This window comes from Hymenobacter nivis (assembly GCF_006439025.1).
Classification (GTDB): domain Bacteria; phylum Bacteroidota; class Bacteroidia; order Cytophagales; family Hymenobacteraceae; genus Hymenobacter; species Hymenobacter nivis_A.
This window is the reverse complement of sequence record NZ_RCYZ01000004.1, coordinates 202,935-229,107: the sequence shown is the minus strand read 5'-3', so window position 1 is coordinate 229,107 and position 26,173 is coordinate 202,935. Positions and strand designations below refer to the sequence as shown.

The following is a 26,173-nucleotide window of genomic DNA, read 5'->3' as shown; positions in this document are numbered from 1 at the left end:
GCGTTAGCCTGATTAGCGCTAATTACGGCACCTTCGCCATAGCCCCGGAGGGGTGTCCCATCGGTAGCTTCTTGTTCATCAGGCAGATAAAAGCCCCAGCGGGACGACCCTTACTCTAGGAGTGGGTCGCCCCACTGGGGCTTTGGCCTTTGGGCGGAGGCTTGACTACCGACGGGCCGCCGCGCGGCGGCTGTTCCGCAACCTGGGCTGGTTACGCTCGGGGTAGAAATGCTTCAACAAACGGGCGCCAAGCAAGCATATTGTTCTCGCCAACAAGCTGATTAGCAGCAAGTATCTGCAAATTATAAATCAAACTAATTCCGCACTGCAATCAGCAGCCCCAGCTCCTTGTAGCGCATGTTGTACTTCTTGCCGATGGCGGCGTTGGTGAGGGAGCCGCGGTAGATGTAGACGCCGGCGCGGAAGTGCTCGTTGGTGAAGAGCACCTCGTTGATGCCGCCGTGCTGGTGGATTTCCTGGAGGATGGGGGTAAAAATGTTGCTCAGCGCGTTGGTGGCGGTGCGGGGCACGCGCGAGGCAATGTTGGGCACGCAGTAGTGCACCACGTCGTACTTGCGGAAAATGGGCTGCGAGTGGCTGGTCATCTCGCTGGTTTCGAAGCAGCCACCCTGGTCGATGCTCACGTCGATGACGATGGAGCCGGGGGCCATGCTGGCCACCATCTCTTCGGGCACCATGAACGGGATGCGGCCATCCTCGATGCTCAGGGCCCCAATTACTACATCGGCCCGGCGGATTTGCTGGCTCAGGGCAAACGTATCTAAGGTACTGGTGTAGAGCTGGGTGCCCAGGTTGTGCTTGAGGCGGCGCAGCTTGTAAAGGTGGTTGTCGAACACCTTCACCTCCGCGCCCAGGCCGATGGCGGCGCGGGCGGCGTACTCGGCCACCGTACCGGCCCCCAGGATGACCACCTGCGAGGGCGGCACCCCCGTGATGCCCCCCAGGATGATGCCCTTGCCCTCGTCGGCGCGGGCCAAGTACTCGGCCGCCACCAGCATCACCGTCGAGCCGGCAATTTCGCTCATGGCGCGCACCACGGGCATGGCCCCCGAAGGGTCGCGGATGAACTCAAACCCAATGGCGTTCACCTTCTTGCGTTGCAGCGCGGCGATGTACTCGGCCGTGAGCGTGCCCATTTGCAGGGCCGAAATCAGCGTCTGGCCCGGGCGCATGTACTCAATTTCGTCGCGCGTGGGCGGGGCCACTTTCAGCACAATATCGGCCTGGAACACCTCCTGCGGCGAGTACACAATTTGGGCCCCCGCCTCGGAGTAGTTGTGGTCGGAGTACTTACTGGGCTCGCCGGCCCCAGCCTCCAGCACCACCTCGTGGCCGGCCGTGACGAGGTGCTGCACGGCTTCGGGCGTGAGGCCCAGGCGGTTTTCCTGGAGGGTGGTTTCGCGCGGCAGGCCAATGAAGAGCTTGCGCTTGCGCGTTTCCACGGCCAGGGTCGACTCCTGCGTGAAGTAGGCGCGGCTGGCCGCGAGCGACTCGAAACCGGGGGGTAGTTGGTCGGGCATGGGGGGATAATTATGAATCAGGAATCAAAAAGCAGTAGTTAACGGATTGATATCCAGGGGCCCGTTAGCTGTTCATACTTCTTGATTCTTAATTTATAATTTTTAATTCGATTTCGCGGGCTTCGGGGCCCGTGGGGGTGAGGGTGAGTTCGAGGCGGGGCACGGGCAGCAGCGCAGCCACGCGGCCGGGCCACTCTACTAAGCAAAGATACCCCGAATCGAAGTACTCGGCGGCCCCGATGCGGGCGGCTTCGTCCACCGAATCGATGCGGTAAAAGTCGAAGTGGTACACCGGGGCCCCGCGGCCGTCGCGGTACTCGTGCACCAGGCCGAAGGTGGGGCTGCTGACGTCGTCGGCCACGCCCAGGGCCTCGCCCAGGGCCCGCACGAGGGTGGTTTTGCCAGCCCCCATCTCGCCCACTAGCGCCACTACGGAGCAGCCGCTGGCGGCAATGGCGGCGGCTAGCTGCCGGGCGGCGGCGGGCAGGGCGGCGAGGGCGGGCACGGAAAGCTGGAGGAGAAGCATCGGGCAAAAATACCAATGGCCCAGTACCCAGCGCTCCTGCGGGCCGCTGCAGGGGCCCCAGGGCCCCTGGCAGAAAGCCAATTAACCGTTGGGAAATGAGCGCCTTTGCCTATATCTTCCAGTCCTGCTAGTTATTTAATCGCTGCCCTCTTTAGCCTAAATGCCTGACTACAACTGGTTCAGTAGCCACCAACACCAGGCTCGAAAACTGCTCCAGACGCATCAAAAGCAAGGCGTCTTCACAATTACGTCATGCACAGCCCGCAGGCCAGGCCCTGGTTACGTTTTTTTTTAGCTACCGGATTGCCTATGCCCAAATTTTTCTCAACAAGGTTATATTTTATTTTCACTCGTTGCCTCGCGGGGGCTGGGCTGCTGGCGTTGCCGTTGGCCAGCATGGGCCAGGCCGGCCCAGCCGTGCGCGGCACCGTGGCCGACAGTGCGGGGGTCCCCGTGGCGTCGGCCACCGTCACGCTGCACCGCGCCGCCGACTCGGTGGCCGTGAAGGCGGAGTTTACCGGGGCCCAGGGCACCTACCAGCTGGCGGCGGCCCCGGGCGGGCGCTACTTGGTGTCGGCGGTGCAGGTGGGCTACCAGCGGCGCTGGAGCCCGGCCTTTGAGCTGCCGGCCGCGGGCCTGGCCCTGGCCACGCTGCTGCTGGCCCGTAGCACCAGCACGGCCCTGAAGGAGGTATCCGTGACGGCCGCCCGGTCGCTGTACGAGCACCGGCCCGACCGCACCGTGCTGCACGTGGAAGACAGCCCGCTGGCCGCCGGCGCCACCACCCTCGACCTGCTGGGCCGGGCCCCGGGCGTGACCGTGGCCGCGAACGGCAACCTGGGCCTGCGCGGACGCCAGGGCCTGCTGGTGGTGCTCGACGGCAAGCGCCTGGCCCTGACCGGCGACGAGCTGGCCGACTTGCTGCGCGCTCTGCCGGCCGAACAGGTGGGCACCATCGAGGTAATTACCAACCCGCCCGCCAGCTACGACGCGCAGGGCGGGGCCGGCGTCATCGCCATCCACCTCAGAAAAGACCAGCGCCTGGGCACCAACGGCAGCGTGAACGCCGCCTACGGCCGCGGCGAGTTCGGCAAGTTTGTGGGCGGCGGGGCCCTAAACCACCGCGCCCAAAAGCTCAACACCTTCGGCAACTACACCTACGCCGACCGGCACAATTTCACGCGGGTGGACATCGAGCGGCGGTTTGCGCCGGCTGGGGGCCCCGGCAGCAGCAGCGCACAGAACAACGACTTGACCAACCACTTGCAGTCGCACACCTTCAAGGCCGGGATAGATTATAACCTGTCGGCCCGCACGTTGGTGGGCGTGGCGGCCAGCGGCCTAGTCAGCCACCTCGCCAGCACCAACCAGAACCAGACGGCCCTGTACGACGGCGCGGGCGCGCTCACCCGCCGCTACCACGCCACCGTGGGGCAGGACGTGCGCCGCCCCAATACGGCGCTCAACGCCAACCTGCGCCACGCCTTCGCCGACTCGGCTGGGGCCGCCACGCTCTCGGCCGACGCCGACTACGCCCGCTACGACACCCGCCGGCGCACCGACCTGGCCACGGCCTACGACCAGCCCAGCGCCCCCGCCGCCGTGCTCACCGGCGACCAGCGAAACAACCTGTCCCTCGCCTCCTTTAAGGCCGACTACGCCCGGCCCCTGCCCCACCGCATGCGCCTGGAGGCCGGGGCCAAAGCAACGCGCGTGCGCTCGGACAACGACGTGGCGTTTGACCGCACGGAGAACGGGATGAAAGCGCGGGACGCAGCCATTTCCAGCACGTTTCGCTACGACGAAAACGTGAACGCGGCCTACGGGATTCTCAGCCGCGCCGGGGCCCGCACGGCGCTGCAAGCCGGCCTGCGCGCCGAGCAAACCAACACGCTGGGCCACTCGAACGGCGGAACCGACGACTTCGAGCGCCACTACTTCCAGCTCTTCCCGAGCCTGTCGGTGGAGCACACGCTCAGCGACCGGCACGCGCTGGGCCTGTCGCTGAACCGCCGCATCGAGCGCCCCAACTACAGCCAGGTAAACCCGTTGCGCGTGTACATCGACCCCACTTCGTACGGCGCGGGCAACCCCGGACTGCTGCCCGCCACTAGCTACAACGCCGAGCTGACCCACACCTTCCGCCAGAAGTTCATCACCAGCCTCGGCTACAGCCGCACCGACTGGCCCATCCTCCTCCAGGTGCAGCCCGCGCCCGACGGCAACTTGCTGGTGGTGAGCCGCAATGTGAACCTGGCCGTGCAGCACAACTATGCCCTCACACTCACCGCGCCGCTCACGCTTGCTCCGTGGTGGACGTTTTACGGCAACGCCGTGCTCTACTACGCCCGCTTCGTGGGGGGCCCCGCGGGGGGTCCGCCCGTCAACCGCCGGCCGGCCCTCACCTTCACCGGCAGCAATACGTTTGCCCTGCCCGGCGGCTGGTCGGGCGAGCTGAACGCGAACCTTGAAACCGGCGAAACCTTCGGCTACGAGCGGCTGAAGTACCGCGGCCAGGTGGGGGCCGGCCTGCAAAAAACCTTGTGGGCCAAACAGGCCACCCTGCGCCTGAACATCGCCGACGTGTTCTACACCATGCCCATCCGCGCGACGCAGACGTACGCCACCTTCTCGGAAACCTTCTACCAGCGGCTGGACACGCGGGTGGGCACGCTGGCCTTCACCTATCGCTTCGGCAGCGCCAAGGTAGCTGGGGCCCGCAAGCGCGCCGCTGGCGCCGAAGAGGAGCTGCGCCGCGCCGCCGGGCAATAGCCGGCGGGGGCCCCGGGGCGAAAAAATAGGGCCCCGGGGCAACCCCGGCGGGGAGCCGGTTGTTGCGGGGGCAATACCTTCGTCGCGCCAACCGGCTTCTCCCTTTCTTCCTTCCCATGAAAATATCGCACCTGGCCGCGGGCCTCAGTGGCTCCGAAATCATCAAAATCGGCAACGAAGTGAGCGAGATGGTGCGCCAGGGCGCTGCCATCTGCAACCTCACCATCGGCGACTTTGACCCCGCCCTGTTCCCGATTCCCGAGGGCTTGCAGGAGGGCATCATCGCCGCCTACCAGCAGCACCAAACCAACTACCCGCCCGCGCCCGGCATCGCCGAGCTGCGCCAGGCGGCGGCCGACTTTGTGCGTGATCGGCAGGGCCTGACCTACACGCCGGCCGAATTCCTGGTGGCCGGGGGCTCGCGGCCGCTCATCTACGCCGCCTACCGGGCCCTGGTAGACCCCGGCGACCGGGTGGTGTTCCCGGTGCCGTCGTGGAACAATAACCACTACTGCCACCTCACCGGCGCCACGCCCGTGCCGGTGCCCACCCGCCCCGAGGCCGACTTCATGCCCACCGCCGCCGACCTGGCCCCCCACTTGGCCGGGGCCACGCTGCTGGCCCTGTGCTCGCCGCTGAACCCCACCGGCACGGTGTTCACCAAGGCCGCGCTGGAGGAAATTTGCGACCTGGTGCTGCTCGAAAACCAAAGCCGGGGCCCCAACGAAAAGCCGCTCTACATCCTCTACGACCAGATTTACTGGCTCCTCACCTTCGGCGAAACCGAGCACTTCGACCCCGTGAGCCTGCGCCCCGCCTTGCGCGAGTACGTGCTCTACATCGATGGCCTGTCCAAGTGCTTCGCCGCCACCGGCGTGCGCGTGGGCTACGCCTTCGGCCCGGCCCTGGTGATTGACCAGATGAAGGCCATCCTGGGCCACGTGGGGGCCTGGGCCCCCAAGGCCGAGCAAGTGGCCGCCGCCCAGTTCCTGCCCCAAACCGGGGCCGTGGATGCCTTCCTCGACGGCATCAAGGCCGGCTTGCAGCGCAGCTTGCAGGCCCTGTACGACGGCCTGGGGGCCCTGGAGGCCCAGGGCTACCCGGTGGCCGCCATTGCGCCGGCCGGGGCCATTTACCTCACCGCCCGCATCGACGCGGTGGGCCGCACCACGCCCACCGGCCAGGTGCTGGCCACGGGCAAAGACCTGGCCTCGTACCTCATCCAGGCCGCCGGGCTGGCCATGGTGCCGTTCAGTGCCTTCGGGGCCGAAGCCACCGACCCGTGGTTCCGCCTCTCGGTCGGCGCCGAGTCCATGGCTTCCATCGAAGCGGCGCTGCTGCGCCTGCCGGCCGCGCTGGACGCGCTGGGCGTGCGCGAGCCCGTGGCCAGCCGCTAGGCTGTCAGTTAAAAGTTGAGCGTTAAAAGTTAAAACCCTTCTCGGCCAAGCGTCGGGAAGGGTTTTAACTTTTAACGCTCAACTTTTAACTGAACACCTACTGCTCTTCCACGATTTTCACACCCCAGGCGGCCAGGGCCAGCGGCTGGTTTTTGGCCACGTTCTCGCCCGAGAGCAGCTCGCGTCCGCGGCCGTGCGGGTAGGCCACGGTGGCGGGCGCGGCGGCGTAGTTGAAGTAGTAGTGCACAGCGTGGTTGCGCTGGTTGACGCCCGAGCGGGTGATGAGCGGGAACTTCAACGCCTGGTCGGGGCCCCAGAGGCCGGCTTGCTTTACCACATTGGTCACCAGCTTTTCCACCAGCGCGTCGCTGGTGTGGCAGCCCACGTAGGTGGCCAGGCCCTGGCCGTAGCGGTTCTCGGTGATGGCCGCGTACTGGCCCCACACGGGGTGGTCGTAGGTGGCCAGCACCTTGGCCGTGGTGGGCGTGAGCAGCTCCATCCAGGTGGTCACCTGGTTGTCGTCGCGGCCGGCCTGGTAGGCGTCGCCCTTCAGCCCCACGTGGTCGGGGGCCGTAAACTGGCTGTAGGTTACGCCGCAGGCCGCGCTCAGCACGCCCGGCTGCACGGCGGTGCGCACCTGCACGTTCTCGTCCGAAAAGCCGCTGCGGTAGGTGCACAGCAAGTGGCCGCCCTTCTTCACGAATTCGTTGATTCGCTCCAGTAGGCGGGTGGGCGCGGCGTAGAGCATGGGCACAATCAGGACCTGGTACTGGTCCAGGTTGGGGCTGCTGGGGTCCACGAGGTCGCAGCCCACGTTCTGGCGGTACAGCGCGTCGTAGAACGGGCGCAGCACCTGGTTGTAGTCCAGGCCGTTGCCGAACCAGCCTTCGGCCGTCAGGGCTTGATTGCTGAAGAGGATGGCGACCTTATTGGTCTTTTTCAGGTTGAGCAGCTGCGGGCTCAGGCGCTGGAAGTCGCGGCCGATGGTTTTGGCCTCCTCGTAGGTGGGGTTGGGCGCAAAGTCGTGGCTGAGCAGGCCCTTCCAGTACGTTTCGGCCGAGTTGTGGATGGAGCTCCAGTGCCAGTACTCCACCATGTTGGCCCCGGAGGCCAGGTGGCTGAAGGCCTGCTGGCGCAGCTGCCCCGGGTAGGGCACCCACTGCGGGAAGCCCTGGGCCTCGGTTTCGAGCACCAGGTAGTTCTGGCCGCCCCTCATCGAGCGGGTCAGGTCGCCGCCGAAGGCAATTTCGGTGCCCGTGAGCTGGTCCTGGCTGGGGTGGTAGATGTCGATGCCGGCCACGTCGAGCGCCCGGGCCGCCGCGAAGTGGTCTACGTCGGGCTGGATGCCGTAGGAATAGCCACGCCAGCTCAGGTCAAAGTTCTGGGTGATGAACTGCCCGGGCTGCTTGTATTCGCGCACCAGGGCCGCCTGCCAGGCCAGAAAATCGGTGACGAGCTGCCGCTGAAACGCGCTGAACTCGCTGCCCAGGCTGGCGTTGATGGTGCCCACCGTGGACGGGAAATCCGCCCAGCTGTTGATGCGGTTGCTCCAGTAGTCCAGCCCGTAGACCTTGTTGAGGGCGTCCAGCGACGGAAACTTCTTTTGCATGTGCTGCACGAACAGCGCCTGCACCGCCGGCCCGGCCGTGCCGTAGGCCTTGGTTTCGTTGTCCACCTGGTAGCCGATGATGGCCGGGTGGTTTTTCACGTGCCCCAGCAGGGCCCGAATCACCGCCTCGGCGTGGCGGCGGAAGTCGGGGTTGCTGATGTCCATGAGCTGGCGGGCCCCGTACTGGTTGGGGCCCCGGCTGGTGGTGGCCAGCACCGCTGGGTACTTGCGCACTAGCCACGTGGGCACGGCGTAGGTGGGCGTGCCGATGATGACGCGGATGCCCGCCTTGTGCATGGCGTTCAGCACCCGGTCCACGTGCGAGTAGTCAAACACGCCCTCTTGCGGCTCCAAGGTGCTCCACGTCGATTCGGCGATGCGCACCACGTTGATGCCCGCCGCCTTCATCATGGCCACGTCCTTATCCAGCCGGTCGTAGGGCATGTACTCGTCGTAGTACGCCACGCCGTACAGCAGCTTGTCTTGTTTAATGGACTGGGCCAGGGCCCCCGGCAGGGACCCGGCCAGCAGGCCCAGGGTGAGGAGCAAGTGTTTCATAGGCAGTAAATTACGTAGCGGCAAAAATGAATGTAGCGCGGGCTTTGTGATCCGCGGCCCTGCTCAGTCACTACCATGTTATTGGCAGGACGAAGTGAGGGCCGCGGACCACAAAGCCCGCGCTACGGGGTTACAGGCTTACGCTGCCGGTTTGGCGGATGTCGCGCGATGAACTGCCCACCAGCAGGTCAAACTTGCCGGGCGTCAGCACCCACTGCTTCTTGCCTTCGTCGTAGTACTTGAACGATTCGGCGGGCAGGGCCAGGGTCACGGTTTTGGTTTCGCCGGGCTTGAGGAACACCTTTTCGAAGGCCTTCAGCTCCTTCTCGGGGCGCTTCACGGCGGTCTGGTTGTCGTGCACGTAGAGCTGCACCACTTCGGCGCCCGCCACTTTGCCGCTGTTGGTCACGCTCAGCTTCACGGTGGCGCTCTGCGGGCCGGGCGTCACGGCTAGGGCCCCGTACTTGAAGGTGGTGTAGCTCAGGCCGAAGCCGAAGGGGTACTGCGGCGCCACCTTGTAGGTGTCGTAGTAGCGGTAGCCCACGTAGATATCATCTTTGTAGGTCTGCTTCAGCGGGTTGCCGGGCGTGCTAGGGTACTCGCCGAGCTTCATGGCCGGCGAGTCTTCCAGCTTCACGGGGAAGGTAAAGGGCAGTTTGCCCGACGGGTTCACATCGCCAAACAAGATGTGGGCCAGCGCGTTGCCTCCTTCCATGCCGGGGTACCAGGCTTCCACAATGCCTTTGGCCTGGCCAGCCCAGGCCGATACGTCGATGGGGCCGCCGTTCAGCAGCACCACGGCGGTGCGCGGGTTGGCAGCCAGCACGGCCTGCACCAACTCATCCTGGCCGAAGGGCATGTTCATGTCGGGCTTGTCAACGCCCTCCGCGTCGTAGGCGTTGTCGCTCCACTTGGCGTAGTCGTAGCCGTGGACGGAGCCACCCACGTAAATAACCACGTCGGCGGCCTTGGCAGCGGCCACTGCCTGCTGAATGAGCTGCGGGTCGGCCTTTTGGTCGCGGGCGATGGTGTAGCCGGGCGTGAAGGTGACGTTTACGCCGCTCCCCAGCTCGTTTTTAATGCCTTGCAAGGCTGAAATCTCATACTTCGCTTTCACCTGACCGCTGCCGCCGCCCATCGCATTTTCGCGAGTAGCATTGGCCCCAATAACGGCCACCGTTTTCACTGACTTCTTAAAGGGCAGTAAGTTGTCCGCGTTTTTGAGCAGCACAATGCCTTCCTCAGCTACTTTGAGGGCAGTAGCCTGGTGCTCCTTGGTGTTGTAGGCGCCGGGCTGGCGCTTGTTGGGGCCCAGCTGGCGGGTAGCATACATCACACGCAAAATGCGGCGCACCTTGTCGTCGAGCAGCGGCAGCAGCGTGGGGTCTTTTTTGACGGCCTCCAGGGCCGGGTCAGCCAGGAAAAAGCGGTCGTAGAGGCTGCGCACGGGCGCGGCAGAACCGCCAGCAGTAGCTGTGGCTTTGCTCTGGTCGATGCCGCTGTACATCAGAAACAGGTCCGTACCCATTTCAAGGTCGGTACCGTTGCGCAGCGCCTCCTGGGTGTCGTGCACCGACGCCCAGTCGCTCATTACCAAACCCTTGAAACCCCACTCCCCTTTCAGAATGGTGTTCATCAGGTAAGCGTTTTCGGTGGCGTAGGTGCCCCGAAACTTATTGTAGGAGCCCATGAGCGAGTACACGCCGCCCTGCTGCACAGCCGCTTTAAAGCCCGGCAAGTAGATTTCGCGGAGCGCCCGCTCGCTCATGTCCACGTCGATGTCGTTGCGGTGGGTTTCCTGGTTGTTGGCCGCGTAGTGCTTCACGCAGGCCGACACGCCCTGGCTCTGCACGCCCTGGATGTAGCCCACCACCATCTTCGACACCAGAAACGGGTCTTCGCTGAAGTACTCAAAGTTGCGGCCATTGAGCGGGGCGCGCACAATGTTGATGCCGGGGCCTAGAATAATGTCCTTGCCGCGGGCGTTGGCTTCGCTGCCCAGCACCGTGCCGTAGGCGCGGGTCAGGGCGGGGCTCCAGGTCGAGGCCAGGGCATTGTTAGTGGGCATGTAGGTACCGGCGTCGTCGGCGCCCACGGGCGGCTTCCAGTTGCGGCCCTGCTCGGGGCGCACGCCGTGGGGCCCGTCCGAGGTCATAATTTCCGGGATGCCCAGGCGCGGCACGCCGCCGGCGGCGAAGGCCGAGTTGGCGTGCAGCATGTGCACCTTCTCCTCGGTGGTCAGCTTTCGGAGCAGGGCGTCAATTTCGGCTTCGTGGCCCAGCAGGGCCTGCTGAGCGTTGGCGCCCTTGCCGGCGGGCGAAACAAGGGCCGTGCGGGCGGGCGACTTGCCCGGGAGCAGCACCTTTTGTTGCGCCGCGGCGGGGCCGGCAGCGCAGAAGAGGGCCGCCGCCAGCAGGGCTTGGGCGCGAATGGAAACGTGGGGCATAAAACGGGGGATGGGAAAATGGGCGGGGAAAATCAATTCATTTTGACGGTGACGGCGCTGCCGGCGTAGGTCACGGTTTGGGCCGCGGCTGCGTCGGGGCCCCAAGCGGTGGGCCGGTCTTTGCGCACCCACACCACCCGGAAGCTGCGCTGGGCCGCCATGCCGGGGAAGGTACCTTGCCGGGCCCCAATGGTCAGGGTTTTGGCATTTTCGTCGTAGCTCAGCGGGATGTTGGCGAAGGCGCCCTTCTCGTAGTTGTAGTTCGTGCCTTCGTCCTCGTAAAGCGTGAAGGCCGCGTTTTTGCCCGTGTACACGTACAGCGTGATGGGGTCGGCGGGCTTCTCGGCGGTGTACTGCACAGCCGGGCCGAAGGGCAGAATGGAGCCCTCGCGCACGTAAAGCGGCATGCGTTCCAAGGGTGCATCGGCCGTGAGGGCCTGGCCGCCGGGCAGGTACTTGCCCGAGTAGAAATCGAACCAGCCGGTGGTGGCCGGCAGGTACAGCTTGCGGTTGCGGGCCTTGTAGTCGGTCACGGGGTTCACGAGCAGGCTGGGGCCGAACATGAACTGGTCGGCGATGTTGCGCACCGCGGGGTCGGCGTTGAAGTCGAGCACCAGCCCGCGCATCAGGGTCGCGTTTTGGTGGTGGGCTTGCCCGGCCAGCGAGTAGATGTAGGGCATCAGGCGGTAGCGCAGCTGGTCGTAGTAGAGCATGCTCTCGTAGGCCGGGTGGCCGGCCGGGGCCACGTTGTAGATTTCACGGAACGGAAACTGCCCGTGCACCCGGAACAGCGGGCAAAACGCGCCGTACTGGTACCAGCGGGCCTGCAGCTCGCGCCACTCCTCCTGGTCGGTGGCGTTGGGGTGCTCGTAACGGCGCTCCACGGCAAAGCCGCCAATGTCGGACGTCCAGTACGGCAGGCCCGAGAGCGAGAAGTTCAGGCCGGCCGGAATCTGGTTCTTAAAATCTTCCCACCGGGCCCCGATGTCGCCGCTCCAAATGGCTGCCGCGTAGCGCTGCGAGCCCGCGTAGCCCGAGCGCGTGAGCAGAAACACGCGCTGGTTGGGCGCCGTGCCGCGCTGCCCTTCATAAATGCCCTTGGCATTTTGCAGCGGAAAGGCATTGAAGTACTGCGTGGAGGGCCCCAGGAACGTGGGCGTCATCAGGGCCTTGCGCGTGGCCACAGTGGTGTTGGAGTAGATGTCGGGTTCGGAGGCGTCCATCCACCAGGCGTCGATGCCCTTGTTGAACAGCTTGGTGCTGAGCAAGTCCCAGAACGCCGTGCGCGCCGCCGGGTTGAAGGCGTCGTAGAACGTGGAGGTGTAGCCCGGCGCAATCCAGTCCTTAGTGCGATCGGCAATGTTGCGCTTGAACAAGTAGCCTTTGTCGTTGAACGCCTTGTAGGTGGAGGCCCCTTCGTAGAACTTCGGCCACACCGAAATCATGAAGTGCAAGTGGTCGCGCTCGTGCAGGGTTTTGATAAGACCGTCGGGGTCGGGGAAGCGGCTGGGGTCGAACTCCTGGCTGCCCCAGGCGTCGGGCTTCCAGTACGACCAGTCGAGCACGATGTTATCGATCGGAATCTGGCGCTTGCGGAACTCGGCGGCCACGTCCAGCATCTCCTGCTGGGTTTTGTAGCGCTCCCGGCTCTGCCAAAAGCCCAGGGCCCACCGGGGCATGATGGGCGCGGGCCCCGTAAGGGTGCGGTAGCCGCTAATCACCTCGTCGGGCGTGCCTTGCACGAAGTAGTAGTTGATGTCGCGCCCCGCTTCCGAGCGGAACGAGTACTCGTTTTGGGCCGCGCCCACCAGCGGGCTCAGCCACTGCAGGCCCAGGTACGACTCGCCGCCGTCGGGGTTCCACTCCAGCTTGAGGGTGTACTTGCGGCCCTTCACCATGTCGAGCGGCACCAGCGCCGTGCCCGGGTTCCAGGCCTGGCGCCACTTGTCCACCACCAGCTTGCCGTCGATGTAGAGCTTGGCGTAGCCCGCGTTGCGCAGCAAAAAGTGGTGCAAGCCCGTGGTTTCCGACGCAATGCTGCCCTCCCAGGTGGCCAGCGCGTCGCCCAGCTTCAGGCCCGCCGGGAAGTTCTTCTGATCCTCCAGAAAGTCGTATTGAATGACCGACTCGGGCCGCCGAAACAGCACCTCGCTGGGTTTATTCTTGCTGACGTAGGTGGCCGTAAGCCAGCCCTCGTTGCCCTCTTTCGAGTACAGCTTCAGCGTGTTCAGCGGCTCGTAGTCGCGGCTGTCACCGGCCTTTGTGATGGAGTAGTTGTCCCACAGAATACCGTAGTTCCGGCTCGAGAGCAGGAAGGGCACGGCCACGTCGGTGTTGTTCTGGGTGAGGTCCACTTGCTGGCCCTTGTAGTTCATCACCCCGTTCTGGTGCTGGCCCAGGCCGTACAGCCCCTCGTCGGCAGGCGAGGCAAACGCCTGGCGCACCGCGTAGAACGCCTGCCCGTCGGCCTGCATCGGCACGAACGACGCGCCCCCACCGGCCGGTTCGGCCAGCAGCACGTTCCCCTTCTTATCGGTGAACGTAACCGCCCCCGTGGCCAGCGACACCGTGGCGTTGAGCGTGGCGGTGCTCAGGGTGGCCTCCCCTTTCTTCTGCTTGAACTGCCAGGCCGCGGCGGGGCCCTGGGGCCCCACGGCCATCAGGCTGGGCACGGTCGACACCGAATCAAGCGGGCTGCTGCGCACGTGCACGATGTTATTAGCCACCACTTGCAGCCGCACGGTGCGCACGGCCAGCGCACGGGCCGGCGCTAAGTGCACGAGTACGCCGTCGGGCAGGCGCTGCACGGCGGGCGACTGGGCGGCGGCGGGCAGCGCCAGGGCCGCTAGAAATCCTAGCCGAAAACTGGCCAACGGAATAGACATATTTTGGCAAACGTTTGTGTACCGCAAATAACGAACAGTTAGGCCTACGCACCGCATTTGCTCATTTATTGTGCGCCCTGAGGGCCCCGACACGGCGTCCTTAGCTAGGTAACCGGGCCCGTGGGAACCCACCGCAACGATGGGGTCCCGCGGCCGGAACTCTTATTATTCAGCAGTACCCCACCGGCCGGGCGAGGATCTGGGAGTAGGCGCAAGACGTGGCCCTGGCACAGCGGGCGGTTCTCGGCTTATTTCACTCCATAAAAAAATTAAATAAAACTGCTATACATTCGCAATCGATTGTAAGCACAAATCTGCCGAGCCTTAAAATCTTCAAGCATTGATGGTTTCGCAAGTATTTGAAGCGAGATTGACGCTTACCTACACAACCGTTTGCGATAGCTGCATAAAACAGATATAGTAATCCCGCCACATGTGTGGTACAGGGCAATCTATAATCCTACGCCAACCCGCTTTTCACCCCTTTCCCATTTTACCCCCACTTTTCTTAACCTATGCAAAATTCCTACTTGCACTTATTCTCGCAGCGCGCCATGCTTTTGGCAACCCTCGGGTTGCCGCTGGCCGTGGCGCCTGCCGCCCGCGCGGCCGTGCTGCTGCCCTCGGTACACCGCTACGCGGTGGCTACGGTGCCCGTATCGGGCCGCGTGACGCAGCCCAACGGCGAGGGACTGCCCGGCGTGACGGTGCTCGTGAAGGGCACAACGCTCGGCACCAACACCGACGCCGACGGCCGCTTTACTATCAACGTGCCCGAAGGCGGCACGCTGGTGTTCAGCAACGTGGGCTATGCCCGCCAGGAGGTGGCTATTACGGGCGCCAATCCTAACCTGTCGGTGGCCCTGAAAGAGGACGCCCAGGCCCTGAACGAGATTGTGGTGGTGGGCTACGGCACCCAGGAGCGCCAGAGCGTGACGGGCGCCGTGGCATCGGTGTCGGGCCGGGCCATTGCTTCGCAGCCAGTGGCCGACGCGGCGCAGGCCATCCAGGGCCGCGCGGCGGGCGTTACCGTCGTATCCAACTCGGGGGCCCCGGGCGGGGCCGGCGGCACGTCGGTGAGCGTGCGCGGCATCACGTCGGCCGGCAACAACAGCCCGCTTTACGTAGTCGACGGCTTCCCGCTGCCCGCCACGTCGGACGGCACGGAAATCAGCACCATTAGCCCGAACGACATCGAGAGCATCGACATCCTGAAGGATGCCTCGGCCACGGCCATCTACGGCCTACGCGCCGCCAACGGCGTGGTCATCATCACCACCAAGCGCGGCAAAGCCGGCGTGAGCACGGTGAACCTCGACGCCTACGCCGGCCAGCAGCGCGTGTGGCGCCAGATTCCGCTGCTCAACGCCGAGCAGTTTGCCACCCTCAACAACGAGGCACGCGTCAACGGGGGCCTGACGCCCATCGCCAAGTACGCCAACCCCGCCTCGCTCGGCGCGGGCACCAACTGGCTCGACGCCATCTTCCGGCCCGCCACCATCCAGAACTACAACCTCTCGGCCACGGGCGGCAGCGAAAAGGCCCGCTACGCCGTGAGCGCCGGCTTTTTCCAGCAGGACGGCACCATCATCAACTCCACGTTCAAGCGCTTCACGCTGCGCGCCAACGGCGACGTGGCGCTGAGCAAGAACTTCCGCATCGGCAACACCCTCGCCATCACGCACCAGGAGGACCGCCAGCTCAACAACCAGAACAACGAGTTCAGCGGCATCATTTCGCTGGCGCTCCAGGCCCCGCCCACGGCCCCAGTGTACAACGCCGACGGCAGCTTCTACGAGTTCACTTCGGCCGACAACTACGGCGAGGAAAACCCCGTGACGGGGGCCCTGCGGCCCAACATCCACCACAACCGCAACCGCGTCACCACCACGTTCTTCGCCGAGCTGGAGCCCCTCAAGGGCCTGCGCTTCCGCACCAACGTGGGCGCCGACTTGCTCTTCGACCAGAACGACGGCTTCTTCCCTTCCATCCCTGGCTCGTCGAAGTACCCGGTGGTGCAGTCGCAGCTCAACAGTGGCTCGAACTACAACCCGAGCTACCTCATCGAGAACACGGCCACCTACAGCCACCTCTTCGCCGAGAAGCACAACCTGACGGTGCTGCTCGGCCAGTCGGCCCAGCAGTTCAACTATAGCTACCTGGGCGCCACCCGCATCGGTTACTCCCGCAACGACTTGCAGGTGATTGACCAGGGCCCCATCAACTCCCAGATCAACAACTCCGGCGGCAACGGCTATTCCACCCTGCTCAGCTACTTCGGCCGCCTGAACTACGAGTTTGCCGGCAAGTACCTGTTCTCGGCCATCGGGCGCTTCGACGGTTCGTCGGCCTTCTCGCGCGAGAACTCCATCGGCTTCTTCCCTGGCGTGTCGGCTGGCTGGCGCATTTCGGAAGAGGACTTCTTGAAGGACAACTCTTCCATCAGCAACCTGAAGCTGCGCGCTGGCTACGGCAAGGTGGGCAACCCCAACAACGCCGGCACCTTCCAGTACTTGGCCACCATCAACTCCAACAACTTCAACACCAACAACGTACCCGGCACGTCGTACGTGTTCGGCTCGGGCACCCAAAACATCAACACCGGCGCCGCTCCCACCCGCTTGCAAAGCACCACGCTGAAGTGGGAAAACAACGAGCAGCTGAACGTGGGCGTGGACCTGGGCTTGTTCAACGACCGGGTATCGGCCTCGCTGGACCTCTACACCCGCAAGTCGCCGAACCTGATTGCCTCGGTGCCCGTGTCCACGGTGTCGGGCACGATTGAAAACATCAACATCAACGCCGCCTCCTCCGTCAACCGGGGCCTGGACCTGGCCGTTACGACCAACAACTTCGTGAGCAGCGGCGACGGCTTCGTGTGGAGCACCACGCTGAACTTCTCCACCTACCGTAACCGCCTGGCGTCGCTGGGCGCCGGCAGCCCCTACTTCGGGCAGAACACGCGCGGCGGCGGCAACCTGGTGCGCTACGCCGAGGGCGTGCCCTTCGGTTCGTTCTACGGCTACGTAGCCGACGGCATCTTCCAGACGGCCGACGAAGTACGCGCTTCGGCCACCCAGGTGACGGGCACCAACACCACCAACGGCACGGCCCCTGGCGACATCAAGTTCAAGGATCTAAACGGCGACGGCGTGATCAACGCCCAGGACCAAGCCTACATTGGCAACCCCAACCCCTCGTTCACCTACGGTCTCACCAACACGTTTAGCTTCAAAGGCTTCGACCTGAACATCTTCATCCAGGGCTCGCAGGGCAACGACGTGTACAACCTGAACCGCTACTACACCGAGGGCGGCCTCTACGGCGCCTCCAACGCCAGCACCCTCACCCTGGAGCGCTGGACCGGCGCTGGCACCAGCAACTTCGTGCCCCGCGCCGTGGCCGGCGACCCGAACCAGAACCTGCGCATTTCGAGCCACTACGTAGAGAACGGCTCCTACCTGCGCATGAAGCTGCTCACGCTGGGCTACACCGTGCCCAAAACGCTGTACAGCAAGCTGTCGGCCGTGCAGCGGCTGCGCGTGTACGTGACCGCCCAGAACTTGTTCACCATCACCGGCTACAAGGGCTTCGACCCCGAGCTGGGCAACCAAGGCGGCAGCTTCGGCGTCGACCGCGGCGTGTACCCGCAGGCGCGCGTGCTGATGGCCGGCCTCAACCTGGGCTTCTAATCCTTTTCTCTGCTTATCTGATTTTATATCGCCATGATGCTAAAAACTAAACACATCGGCACGGCCGTGCTGGCGCTAGGCTTGCTGGGGGGTTGCACCAAAGACTTCCTCGACATCCAGCCCACCAGCACCGTCACGACCGAGAATTTCTACAAAACTTCGACCGACGCACTCCAGGCCACTACGGCCGCCTACTCACAGCTCCAGCAGAACGGCATGTTCAACTACTCGCTGTGGGCCATCGGCGACGTAATGTCGGACAACTCGTTCCTGGGCGGGGGCGGCGCGGCCGACGGCATCGAGTTCCAGCAGCTCGACAACTTCAGCATCCCGACCACGAACCCGCTGACCACCAATCATTGGCAGCGCGGCTACCTCGGCATTGGCCAAGCCAACCAGGTGCTGGCCCGCGTGCCGGCCATTGAGATGGACGCCGCCCTCAAGAACCGCTGCCTCGGGGAGGCCGAGTTCCTGCGGGCCCTGTACTACTTCTACCTCGTGCGGGCTTTCGGCGACATTCCGCTGGTGCTGACGCCCGCCGCCAGCGCGGCCGAAGCCGCCAGTGCCACGCGCACCCCCGTGGCGCAGGTGTACGCCCAGATCATCAAGGACCTGACCGACGCCATTACGAAGCTGCCGGCTTCGTACTCGGGCGACGACATCGGCCGAGCCACCAAGTGGGCCGCCCAGGGCCTGCTGGCCAAGGTGTACCTCACGCAAGGCGACATGGGCAACGCCGCCACCCAGGCCCGCGCCGTAATTGCGGGCTCGGGCAAGAGCCTGTGGCCCAACTTCGCCAGCAACTTCCAGGTGGAGAACGAGAACGGCCAGGAGTCGCTGTTTGAGGTGCAGTTCAAGAGCGGCCTGACCAGCTACACCACCGACGGCCCGGGCAGCTGCATGAATGAGTTCTGGGGCGCCCGCTTCTTCGGCAGCCCCTACGTGGTGGCTTCGGGCGGCTACGGCTTCAACGTGCCGGAGAAAGACCTGGTCTCGCGCTACGCCGCCGGCGACACCCGCCGCGCCGCCACCCTATTTGCCCCCGGCGACGCCTACCCCGACGGCCAAATCCAGCCGGCCACGCTGGTGGGCAACCCCAACGGCTACAGCATCCGCAAGCAGTACGTGGGCCGCACCAACGTGAACAACTGGGACTCGCCGCTTAACTTCCCGGTGCTGCGCTTCTCGGAGATGTACCTGATTTTGGCCGAGGCCGCGCCCCAGTCGGCCGACGGCATCGAGGCCATCAATAAGGTGCGCCGCCGCGCCTTTGGCCTGCCCATCAACACGCCCGCTGCGGCCGTGGACCTGACAAGCGTGAGCCAAACCGCCGTTATTCAGGAGCGCCGCTTGGAGTTTGCCTTTGAAGACGACCGCTGGTATGACCTGAAGCGCACCAAAACGCTGGTGTCGGCCCTCAAGGCCCAGGGCAAGGCCGTGCAGGAGTTCAACTACCTGCTGCCCATCCCGCAGGCCGAAATCAACGTGAACCCCAACCTGACGCAGAACCCGGGCTACTAACCGGCGCTGCACTTACCCGAACGGCCGCTTCTAGCGGCCGTTCGTTTTTTGGGCCCCGGGGCCCCTCACCTCCTCTTCCGCCGCTTATGCTGCCAAAATTACTTGCCTGCGCTGCCCTCGCCCTGGGGCCCCTCGGGGCCCGGGCCCAGCCGGCTACGGCCTCTTGGGTGACCACCACCGCCACGGCCCCCTGGCACGCCCAGCCCGCGCCGCGCGCCACCGCCGCCCGGGGCCCCGCCGACGCCGAAATCGACCTGACGCACCCGGCGCAAACCATTACCGGCTTCGGCGCCTGCTTCAACGAGCTGGGCTGGACGTCGCTGGCCTTGCTGCCGGCGACCGACCGCGAGGGCGTGTTCCGGGAGCTGTTTGCACCGGGCGTGGGGGCCAACTTCACCATTTGCCGGATGCCGGTGGGGGCCAACGATTTCTCGCGCGACTGGTACTCGTACGACGAGACACCGGATGACTTTTCGATGGCCAATTTCAGCATTGCCAACGACCGCGAGACACTGATTCCGTTCATCAAACAGGCGCAGCGGCAGTACCCGGCCCTGCGCCTGTGGGCCTCGCCCTGGAGCCCACCCACTTGGATGAAGGCCAACCACCACTACGCCGCCGCGGCCGTGCGGCCCGAGTACAAAAAGATGTTTCCGGACTTGGCCGACAACGGCCTGCCCGTGGACCGCCAGGGCAAGGAAGGCCACAACCTGTTCATTCAGGACGATAAGTACTTAACGGCCTACGCCTTGTATTTCCGTAAGTTCATCGAAGCCTACAAAGCCGAGGGCATCACCATCGGCATGGTGATGCCGCAGAACGAGTTCAACTCGGCGCAGGTGTTCCCCAGCTGCCCCTGGACGGCCACCGGCCTGGCCCGCTTCATCGGCTACCTGGGGCCCCAGATGGCGCCCAGCAAAACCGACATTTTCTTCGGCACCATGGAGCGGCCCACCGAGGCGCTGGTGGACACCGTGCTGCGCGACCCGCGCAGCGCGCCCTACGTACACGGCGTGGGCTTCCAGTGGGCGGGCAAGGCGGCCATTCCGGGCATTCACCGCCGCTACCCCGACTTGGCCCTCTACCAATCGGAGCAGGAGTGCGGCGACGGCCAGAACGACTGGAAGTACTGCCGCTACACCTGGGACCTGATGAAGCAGTACCTTGGCAACGGCGCCAACGCCTACCTCTACTGGAACATCTCACTTAAGCAAGGGGGCCTCAGCCGCTGGGGCTGGCGCCAAAACTCGCTGGTGGCCGTGGACGAAGCCGCCCACACCTATAAGTGGACGCACGAATACTACCTGATGAAGCACCTGAGCCACTACGTGCGGCCGGGGGCCCGGCGCCTGCCCGCCCGGGGGCCCTACGCCAACCTGTTGGCGTTTCAAAACCTCGACCGTAGTATTGTGGTAGTGCTCCAAAACCCCGACGCCGTGGCCCGCACCGTAGCCATCCGGGTGGGCACGCGCACCTTCGCGCCCCAGCTGCCCGCCGACTCGTTCGGTACCCTCGTACTGCGCTAACCCTGGCCCGCCGGGGCCCCACTCTCTCACTTTCCCCACCCTCCCCATGCCCAAGCTTTACCCCGCCCACCCGCGCCGACCCGCGCCGGCCACCCCGTTTCGCCTGCTGGCCCTGGCCGCGCTGCTGGCCAGCGCCGCCCCGGCCGGGGCCCAAACCAAGGCCCCTGCCAAAACCCCGGCGAAAGCGCCCGCCAAAGCCCCGGCCACCGGCGCTCCCCAGCTGGGCAAGGCTACCCTAAAGGAAGTGCTGGGGGCCCTGACCACCGCAGAAAAAGTGCAGCTCGTGGTGGGCATGGGCTTCTACCCGTCGGGCTTCCCGGCCGGGATGCTGCCCCCTGGCAACCCCGGCGACGACAAGATTCCCGAGAAAGTGCCCGGTGCGGCCGGCCGCTCGCACGCCGTGGCGCGGCTCGGTATTCCTTCCCTCACGCTCTCCGACGGGCCCGCGGGCGTGCGCATCGACGCCATCCGGGGCAAGGACAGCACCAAAACCTTCTATGCCACGGCCTTTCCCGTGGCCACGCTGCTGGCCAGCAGCTGGGACACGGCCCTGGTGCACAAGGTGGGCGTGGCCTTTGGCAGCGAGGTGCGCGACTTTGGCATCGACGTGCTGCTGGCGCCGGGCATGAACATCCACCGCAACCCGCTGGGCGGGCGCAACTTCGAGTACTACTCGGAAGACCCCGTGGTGGCCGGCCACATGGCCGCGGCCTTCGTCAACGGCATCGAGTCGAACGGCGTGGGCACCAGCATCAAGCACTTTGCCGTGAATAACCAGGAGTTTAACCGCATGCAGCTGAACTCGAAGGTGAGCGAGCGGGCCCTGCGGGAAATCTACCTGCGCGGCTTCCAGATTGCCGTTAAAACGTCGCAGCCCTGGACGGTGATGTCGTCGTACAACAAACTGAATGGCACTTACACTTCCGAAAGCCACGACCTGCTCACGGCCCTCCTGCGCAACGAATGGGGCTTTAAGGGCCTGGTAATGACCGACTGGTACGGCGGCCACGACGCCGTGGCCCAGCTCAAGGCCGGCAACGACCTGCTGATGCCCGGCCTGTATGCCCAGACCCAGGCCATCCTGGGGGCCCTGAAGAGCGGGGCCCTCACCCCCGCCCAGCTCGACGTGAACGTGACCCGCGTGCTGGAGCTGGTCCTCAAGTCGCCCAGCTTCCGCAAGGTTGCCTTCACCAGCCAGCCGGCCCTGAAGGCCGACGCCGCCGTGGCCCGCCAGGCCGCCGCCGAAAGCATGGTGCTGCTGCGCAACGAAGCCGGGGCCCTGCCCCTGGCCGCCGGCCGCAAAGTGGCCCTGTTCGGCAACGCTTCCTATAACCTGATTGCCGGCGGCACCGGCAGCGGCGACGTGAACCGCGCCTACACCATTTCGCTGGCCCAGGGCCTGGCCGGCGCCGGCTACGCCGCCAACGCGCCGCTTAGCCAAGCCTACGCCCAGCACCTGCGCGCCGAGAAGGCCAAACTGCCCAAAACCCGCGGCCTGCTCGACGCCGCCCCGGTCATCCCCGAAATGGCGGCCGACGCCGGGGCCCTCCAGCAAGCCGCCCAAGGCGCCGATGTGGCCGTGCTCACGCTGGGCCGCAGCGCCGGCGAGGGCGGCGACCGCCAGGAAACCGACGACTTCACCCTCACCGCCGCCGAGCAGGCCCTGCTCAAGCAGGTGGCCGCCGCGTTCCACGCCCAGAACAAGAAGGTGGTCGTCGTCCTCAACACTGGCGGCGTGGTGGAAACCGCCAGCTGGCGCGACCAGGCCGACGCCATTCTGCTGGCCTGGCAGCCCGGCCAGGAGGGCGGCCACGCCATGGCCGACGTGCTCAGCGGCAAAACCAACCCTTCGGGCAAGCTGGCCACCACCTTCCCCGTGGCCTACAAGGACGTGCCCTACGCTGCCGACTACCCCGGCAAATTGCTGCCCGGGGCCACCGGCGGGGCCAATTCCTTCATGGGTAAGCCTTCGGAAAACACCTACGAGGAAGGCATTTACGTGGGCTACCGCTACTACAGCACCTTCAAGGTGAAGCCGGCGTATGAGTTTGGCTACGGCCTGAGCTACACCACCTTCACCTACGGCAAGCTCCAGCTGAGCGCCCCCACCCTGGCGGGTAAAATCACGGCCAGCATCCAGGTCACCAACAGCGGCAAGGTGGCCGGCAAGGAGGTAACCCAACTCTACGTGCACGCCCCCACCGAGACCCTGGCCAAGCCCGAAATCGAGCTAAAGGCCTTTGCCAAAACCGGCCTGCTGGCCCCCGGCCAGTCGCAAACCCTCACCTTCACCCTCACCGCCACCGACCTGGCCTCCTACAACACCACCGCCGAGGCGTGGATAGCCGACGCGGGCACCTACACGGTGCGCGTGGGGGCCTCGTCGCTGGCCATCAAGGAGGCTGCCACCTTCCAGGTACCCCAGGCCATTACGGTGGAAAAGAGCCGCAAGCTGCTGGCGCCCCAGGCCCCCATTACGGAGATGAGGGCGGCGGCCAAATAGCTGCCTTCGCTTCGTTCCCTGCGCCCCCGTTGGACCTGGTCCGGCGGGGGCGCAGTAATTTTCGGGGGCCCACCGGGGCCCTGTTTCTTTGGTGTTTTTCTAATTCCCGCCCATGCGGTTCTGCGTTTTACTTCCTTTTCTGGTGTTGCTGGCCACCCGCAGCCCGGCCCAGTCGCCCAAGGTGCTGGGCTACTTGCAGCGCATGGCGGGCACGCGCACCCTGGCCGGGCAGCACAACCGCGAGCCCAGCGCCGAGCCCACCAAGTGGACCGACTACGTGTTTCGGACCACCGGCAAGTACCCGGCGCTGTGGAGCGGTGACTTCCTGTTTCAGCAGGAAAACATCGACCAGCGCTGGACGATGATCAAGGAAGCCGAGCGGCAGTGGCGGCGCGGCGCGGTCGTCAACATCATGTGGCACGCCTGCCCGCCGGGCCCCGGCGAGCCCTGCGGCTGGGACCCCGGCCTGATGAACGCGCCCCTTACCGATGCGCAGTGGACGGAGCTCATCACCGACGGCACGCCGCTGAACAAGGCCTGGAAAGCCCGGATGGACGGCATCGCCGTGTACTTACAGTACTTGAAAGACCGGCGCGTGGAGGTGCTGTTTCGGCCGCTGCACGAAATGAACCAGGGCAAGTTTTGGTGGGGCGGCCGCCCGGGGCCCCAGGGCACGGCGCGCCTCTACCAAATCACGCACGACTACCTGCGCACCACCAAGGGCCTCACCAACCTGGTGTGGGTGTGGGACATGCAGGACCTGAGCCGCGACTTCGCCCAGTACAACCCCGGCGACCAGTACTGGGACGTGTTCGCTTTCGACGTGTACGGCAAGGGCTACGACCAATCGTGGTACGACTACATCCGCCCCATTGTGGGGCCCAAGCCCATGGCCATCGGCGAGTGTGCCGCGCTGCCCACGCCCGCCGTGTTGGCCGCGCAGCCGCGCTGGGTGTTTTTCATGGCCTGGGCAGAACTGTTGCAGGAGAAAAACTCCGTTGAAGCCATCCAAACCCTCTACAACGACCCGCGCGTGCTCACCCTCGACGAGCTACCCAAACGCTAGGGCCCCGGGGGGCCCTAGCGCCGATACAAGCGCTGCTAAGTAACCAGCGCCACCCCCATTAGCTACCCAAAAAAAGCCCCGCCGCACAGTGTGCAGCGGGGCTTTTTGCAACCGTTGGGGCCCTAATTGCTGGGCTTCGGAAGTTTTTTCTCGTCGGCGCGGTCGCTTTTGCGCTTCGGGAGCTGGTCGCTTTTCTGCTTAGCGCGGCCCAGGCGCACCCGATCGTCCGACGACATACCGGGCGACGACGCGTCGCGGCTCAAGGGGGCCCCGGAGGCGGCGGGCGTGGTGGTGGGCGCGGGCGGCGTGGCGGCGGGCGGCGCGGTTTGGGCCCGGGCGGCGGCCGCCAGGCCCAGCGTTAGGGCCCCGGCGAGCAGGAGGTTTTTCATAACGAAGGCTTAGCCCTTGGCTGTAAGCGTGATGTAGGGAATAATGCATTCCTCCAGCGAGATGCCGCCGTGCTGGAACGTGTCCTTGTAGTAGTTCACGTAGTAGTTGTAGTTGTTGGGGTAGGCGAAGAAATAGTCGCCGACGGTGAACACGTAGGCGGTGCTCACGTTCTCGCGGGGCAGGAAAATACGCTCCGGCTTGCGCACCACGTACACGTCGCGCGACTCCTCAAAGCCCAGGTTGCGGCCGTGCTTGTAGCGCAGGTTGGTGTTGGTGTTGCGGTCGCCCACAATCTTATAGGGGCGCTTGCAGCGGATGGTGCCGTGGTCGGTGGTGATGATGAGCTTGCCCTTCTTCTCGGCAATGACTTGCAGCATCTCGTACAGCGGCGAGTGCAGGAACCACGAGCGGGTGAGGCTGCGGTAGGCCGACTCGTCGGCCGCCAGCTCCCGGATCATGGCCATGTCGGTGCGGGCGTGCGAGAGCATGTCCACGAAATTGTACACGATGACGTTGCACTTGTAATTGTTGTGCAGGTTGCTCATCTTGCCTAGTAAGTCCTTACCTGCCTGCAAGTTGGTTACCTTGTGGTAGCTGTGGCGGTACTTCTGGTTGTTCTTCTGGAAGTTGATTTCCATGAACTCCGCCTCGTGCAGGTTCTTGCCCTCGTCGTCCTGGTCGTCCACCCACAGGTTGGGGTATTTTTTCTGGATTTCGCTCGGCATCATGCCCGAGAAGATGGCATTGCGCGCATAGGCCGTGGTGGTGGGCAGGATGGCGTAGTACATCTCCTCGCTGTCCACCGTAAACAGCTCGTTGATAATGGGTTCGAGCACCTTCCACTGGTCGTAGCGCAGGTTGTCGATCAGCACGAAGTACACGGGCGTGTCGCCGGTGGCCTTCAGCGTCGGAAACACGCGCTCCTTGAAGAGCTGGTGCGACATGAGGGGCGCGTCCTTGTCGTCGCCGTTCACCCAGTCCTCGTAGCTCTCGGTGATGAAGCGGCCGAAGTACGTGTTGGCCTCGTCCTTCTGCATGTTGAACACCTCGGCCATGCTCTTGCCCTCGGTTTCGTTAATTTCCAACTCCCAGTACACCAGCTTCTTGTACACATCGGCCCACTCGGCGGGCGAGAGGCGGTCGGAGAGTTGCATGCCCAGCTGACGGAAGTCGCGCTGGTAGCCCGAGTTGGTTCGCTCGGTCACAAGGCGCTTGTTATCAAGCACCTTTTTCACCGACAGCAGAATCTGGCTGGGGTTGACGGGCTTGATGAGGTAATCGGCGATTTTCGAGCCAATGGCCTCTTCCATAATGTGTTCCTCCTCGCTCTTGGTAATCATCACCACCGGTACGGTGGGGCGGATGGCCTTGATTTCGGTGAGGGTTTGCAGGCCGGTGAGGCCGGGCATGTTCTCGTCGAGGAACACCAGGTCGTAGGTTTTTTCCTGAATCTCCTCAATGGCGTCGGCCCCGCTGTTCACGGGGGTCACGTCGTAGCCCTTTTCTTTCAGGAATAAAATATGGGGCTTGAGCAGGTCAATTTCGTCGTCGGCCCAGAGAATGGTGGTTTGCATAGGTAAGTAGGAACTTGGGCGGGGGCCCTGGGGCCCGCCGCGGGTGTTGCCGCGCGCCGCAACAGCGGCCCGCAGGGAGGTAAACGGCAAACGCGCCGGAATAAGTACCCGGCGCGGCGCGCAATCGCTCAACAGTACCGAAAAACCGGCGGTTGGGTTGTTTCGTC

14 protein-coding genes are annotated in these 26,173 nt (G+C 64.7%); 7 read left to right on the top strand and 7 right to left on the bottom strand.

The window, feature by feature from the left end:
• Positions 1 to 314: 314 nt before the first annotated feature.
• Complete coding sequence (locus EAH73_RS11270; RefSeq protein WP_140466598.1) at positions 315 to 1,541, bottom strand: alanine dehydrogenase; 1,227 nt, start codon at positions 1,539 to 1,541, stop codon at positions 315 to 317.
• Positions 1,542 to 1,629: 88 nt separating this feature from the next.
• Positions 1,630 to 2,067: a tRNA (adenosine(37)-N6)-threonylcarbamoyltransferase complex ATPase subunit type 1 TsaE gene (tsaE, locus tag EAH73_RS11265; protein WP_140466597.1), complete on the bottom strand. Its 438-nt coding sequence runs from the start codon at positions 2,065 to 2,067 to the stop codon at positions 1,630 to 1,632.
• Positions 2,068 to 2,463: 396 nt separating this feature from the next.
• Between tsaE and EAH73_RS11260 the strand changes: the two genes are divergently transcribed.
• Entirely contained in the window at positions 2,464 to 4,839 is a 2,376-nt protein-coding gene (locus tag EAH73_RS11260) for an outer membrane beta-barrel protein (protein ID WP_161599514.1), read from the top strand.
• Between the two features lie 116 nt (positions 4,840 to 4,955).
• On the top strand, positions 4,956 to 6,236 hold the full coding sequence (locus EAH73_RS11255; RefSeq protein ID WP_140466595.1) for a pyridoxal phosphate-dependent aminotransferase: 1,281 nt from the start codon (positions 4,956 to 4,958) through the stop codon (positions 6,234 to 6,236).
• 97 nt (positions 6,237 to 6,333) lie between these two features.
• Here EAH73_RS11255 and EAH73_RS11250 read toward each other — a convergent pair whose 3' ends face one another.
• The 3 genes from EAH73_RS11250 to EAH73_RS11240 all read right to left on the bottom strand — a co-directional run bounded on the left by EAH73_RS11250 (position 6,334) and on the right by EAH73_RS11240 (position 13,734).
• Complete coding sequence (locus EAH73_RS11250) at positions 6,334 to 8,403, bottom strand: beta-galactosidase (protein ID WP_140466594.1); 2,070 nt, start codon at positions 8,401 to 8,403, stop codon at positions 6,334 to 6,336.
• A gap of 130 nt (positions 8,404 to 8,533) precedes the next feature.
• Positions 8,534 to 10,849, bottom strand: a complete 2,316-nt coding sequence (locus tag EAH73_RS11245) for a glycoside hydrolase family 3 C-terminal domain-containing protein (protein ID WP_140466593.1) — start codon at positions 10,847 to 10,849, stop codon at positions 8,534 to 8,536.
• Positions 10,850 to 10,881: 32 nt separating this feature from the next.
• A complete protein-coding gene (locus EAH73_RS11240; RefSeq protein WP_140466592.1) occupies positions 10,882 to 13,734 on the bottom strand; it encodes a TIM-barrel domain-containing protein in 2,853 nt (950 codons plus the stop codon).
• A gap of 515 nt (positions 13,735 to 14,249) precedes the next feature.
• Here EAH73_RS11240 and EAH73_RS11235 point away from each other — a divergent pair.
• From EAH73_RS11235 to EAH73_RS11210, 5 genes are all read left to right on the top strand, one after another.
• Positions 14,250 to 17,426, top strand: coding sequence for a SusC/RagA family TonB-linked outer membrane protein (locus EAH73_RS11235; protein ID WP_140466591.1), 3,177 nt, complete (start codon positions 14,250 to 14,252; stop codon positions 17,424 to 17,426).
• A 33-nt stretch (positions 17,427 to 17,459) separates the two neighbouring features.
• The gene (locus tag EAH73_RS11230) at positions 17,460 to 18,947 is read left to right on the top strand and encodes a RagB/SusD family nutrient uptake outer membrane protein (RefSeq protein ID WP_140466590.1); all 1,488 of its coding nucleotides are present in this window, start codon (positions 17,460 to 17,462) and stop codon (positions 18,945 to 18,947) included.
• A gap of 86 nt (positions 18,948 to 19,033) precedes the next feature.
• Positions 19,034 to 20,473, top strand: coding sequence for a glycoside hydrolase family 30 protein (locus tag EAH73_RS11220; RefSeq protein ID WP_205012992.1), 1,440 nt, complete (start codon positions 19,034 to 19,036; stop codon positions 20,471 to 20,473).
• Between the two features lie 46 nt (positions 20,474 to 20,519).
• Complete coding sequence (locus EAH73_RS11215; RefSeq protein ID WP_170214082.1) at positions 20,520 to 22,976, top strand: glycoside hydrolase family 3 C-terminal domain-containing protein; 2,457 nt, start codon at positions 20,520 to 20,522, stop codon at positions 22,974 to 22,976.
• Positions 22,977 to 23,088: 112 nt separating this feature from the next.
• On the top strand, positions 23,089 to 24,042 hold the full coding sequence (locus EAH73_RS11210; protein WP_205012991.1) for a glycosyl hydrolase: 954 nt from the start codon (positions 23,089 to 23,091) through the stop codon (positions 24,040 to 24,042).
• Positions 24,043 to 24,164: 122 nt separating this feature from the next.
• Here EAH73_RS11210 and EAH73_RS11205 read toward each other — a convergent pair whose 3' ends face one another.
• Positions 24,165 to 24,431, bottom strand: a complete 267-nt coding sequence (locus tag EAH73_RS11205; RefSeq protein WP_140466589.1) for a hypothetical protein — start codon at positions 24,429 to 24,431, stop codon at positions 24,165 to 24,167.
• 9 nt (positions 24,432 to 24,440) lie between these two features.
• Complete coding sequence (locus tag EAH73_RS11200; protein ID WP_140466588.1) at positions 24,441 to 26,006, bottom strand: PglZ domain-containing protein; 1,566 nt, start codon at positions 26,004 to 26,006, stop codon at positions 24,441 to 24,443.
• Between the last annotated feature and the right edge of the window lie 167 nt (positions 26,007 to 26,173).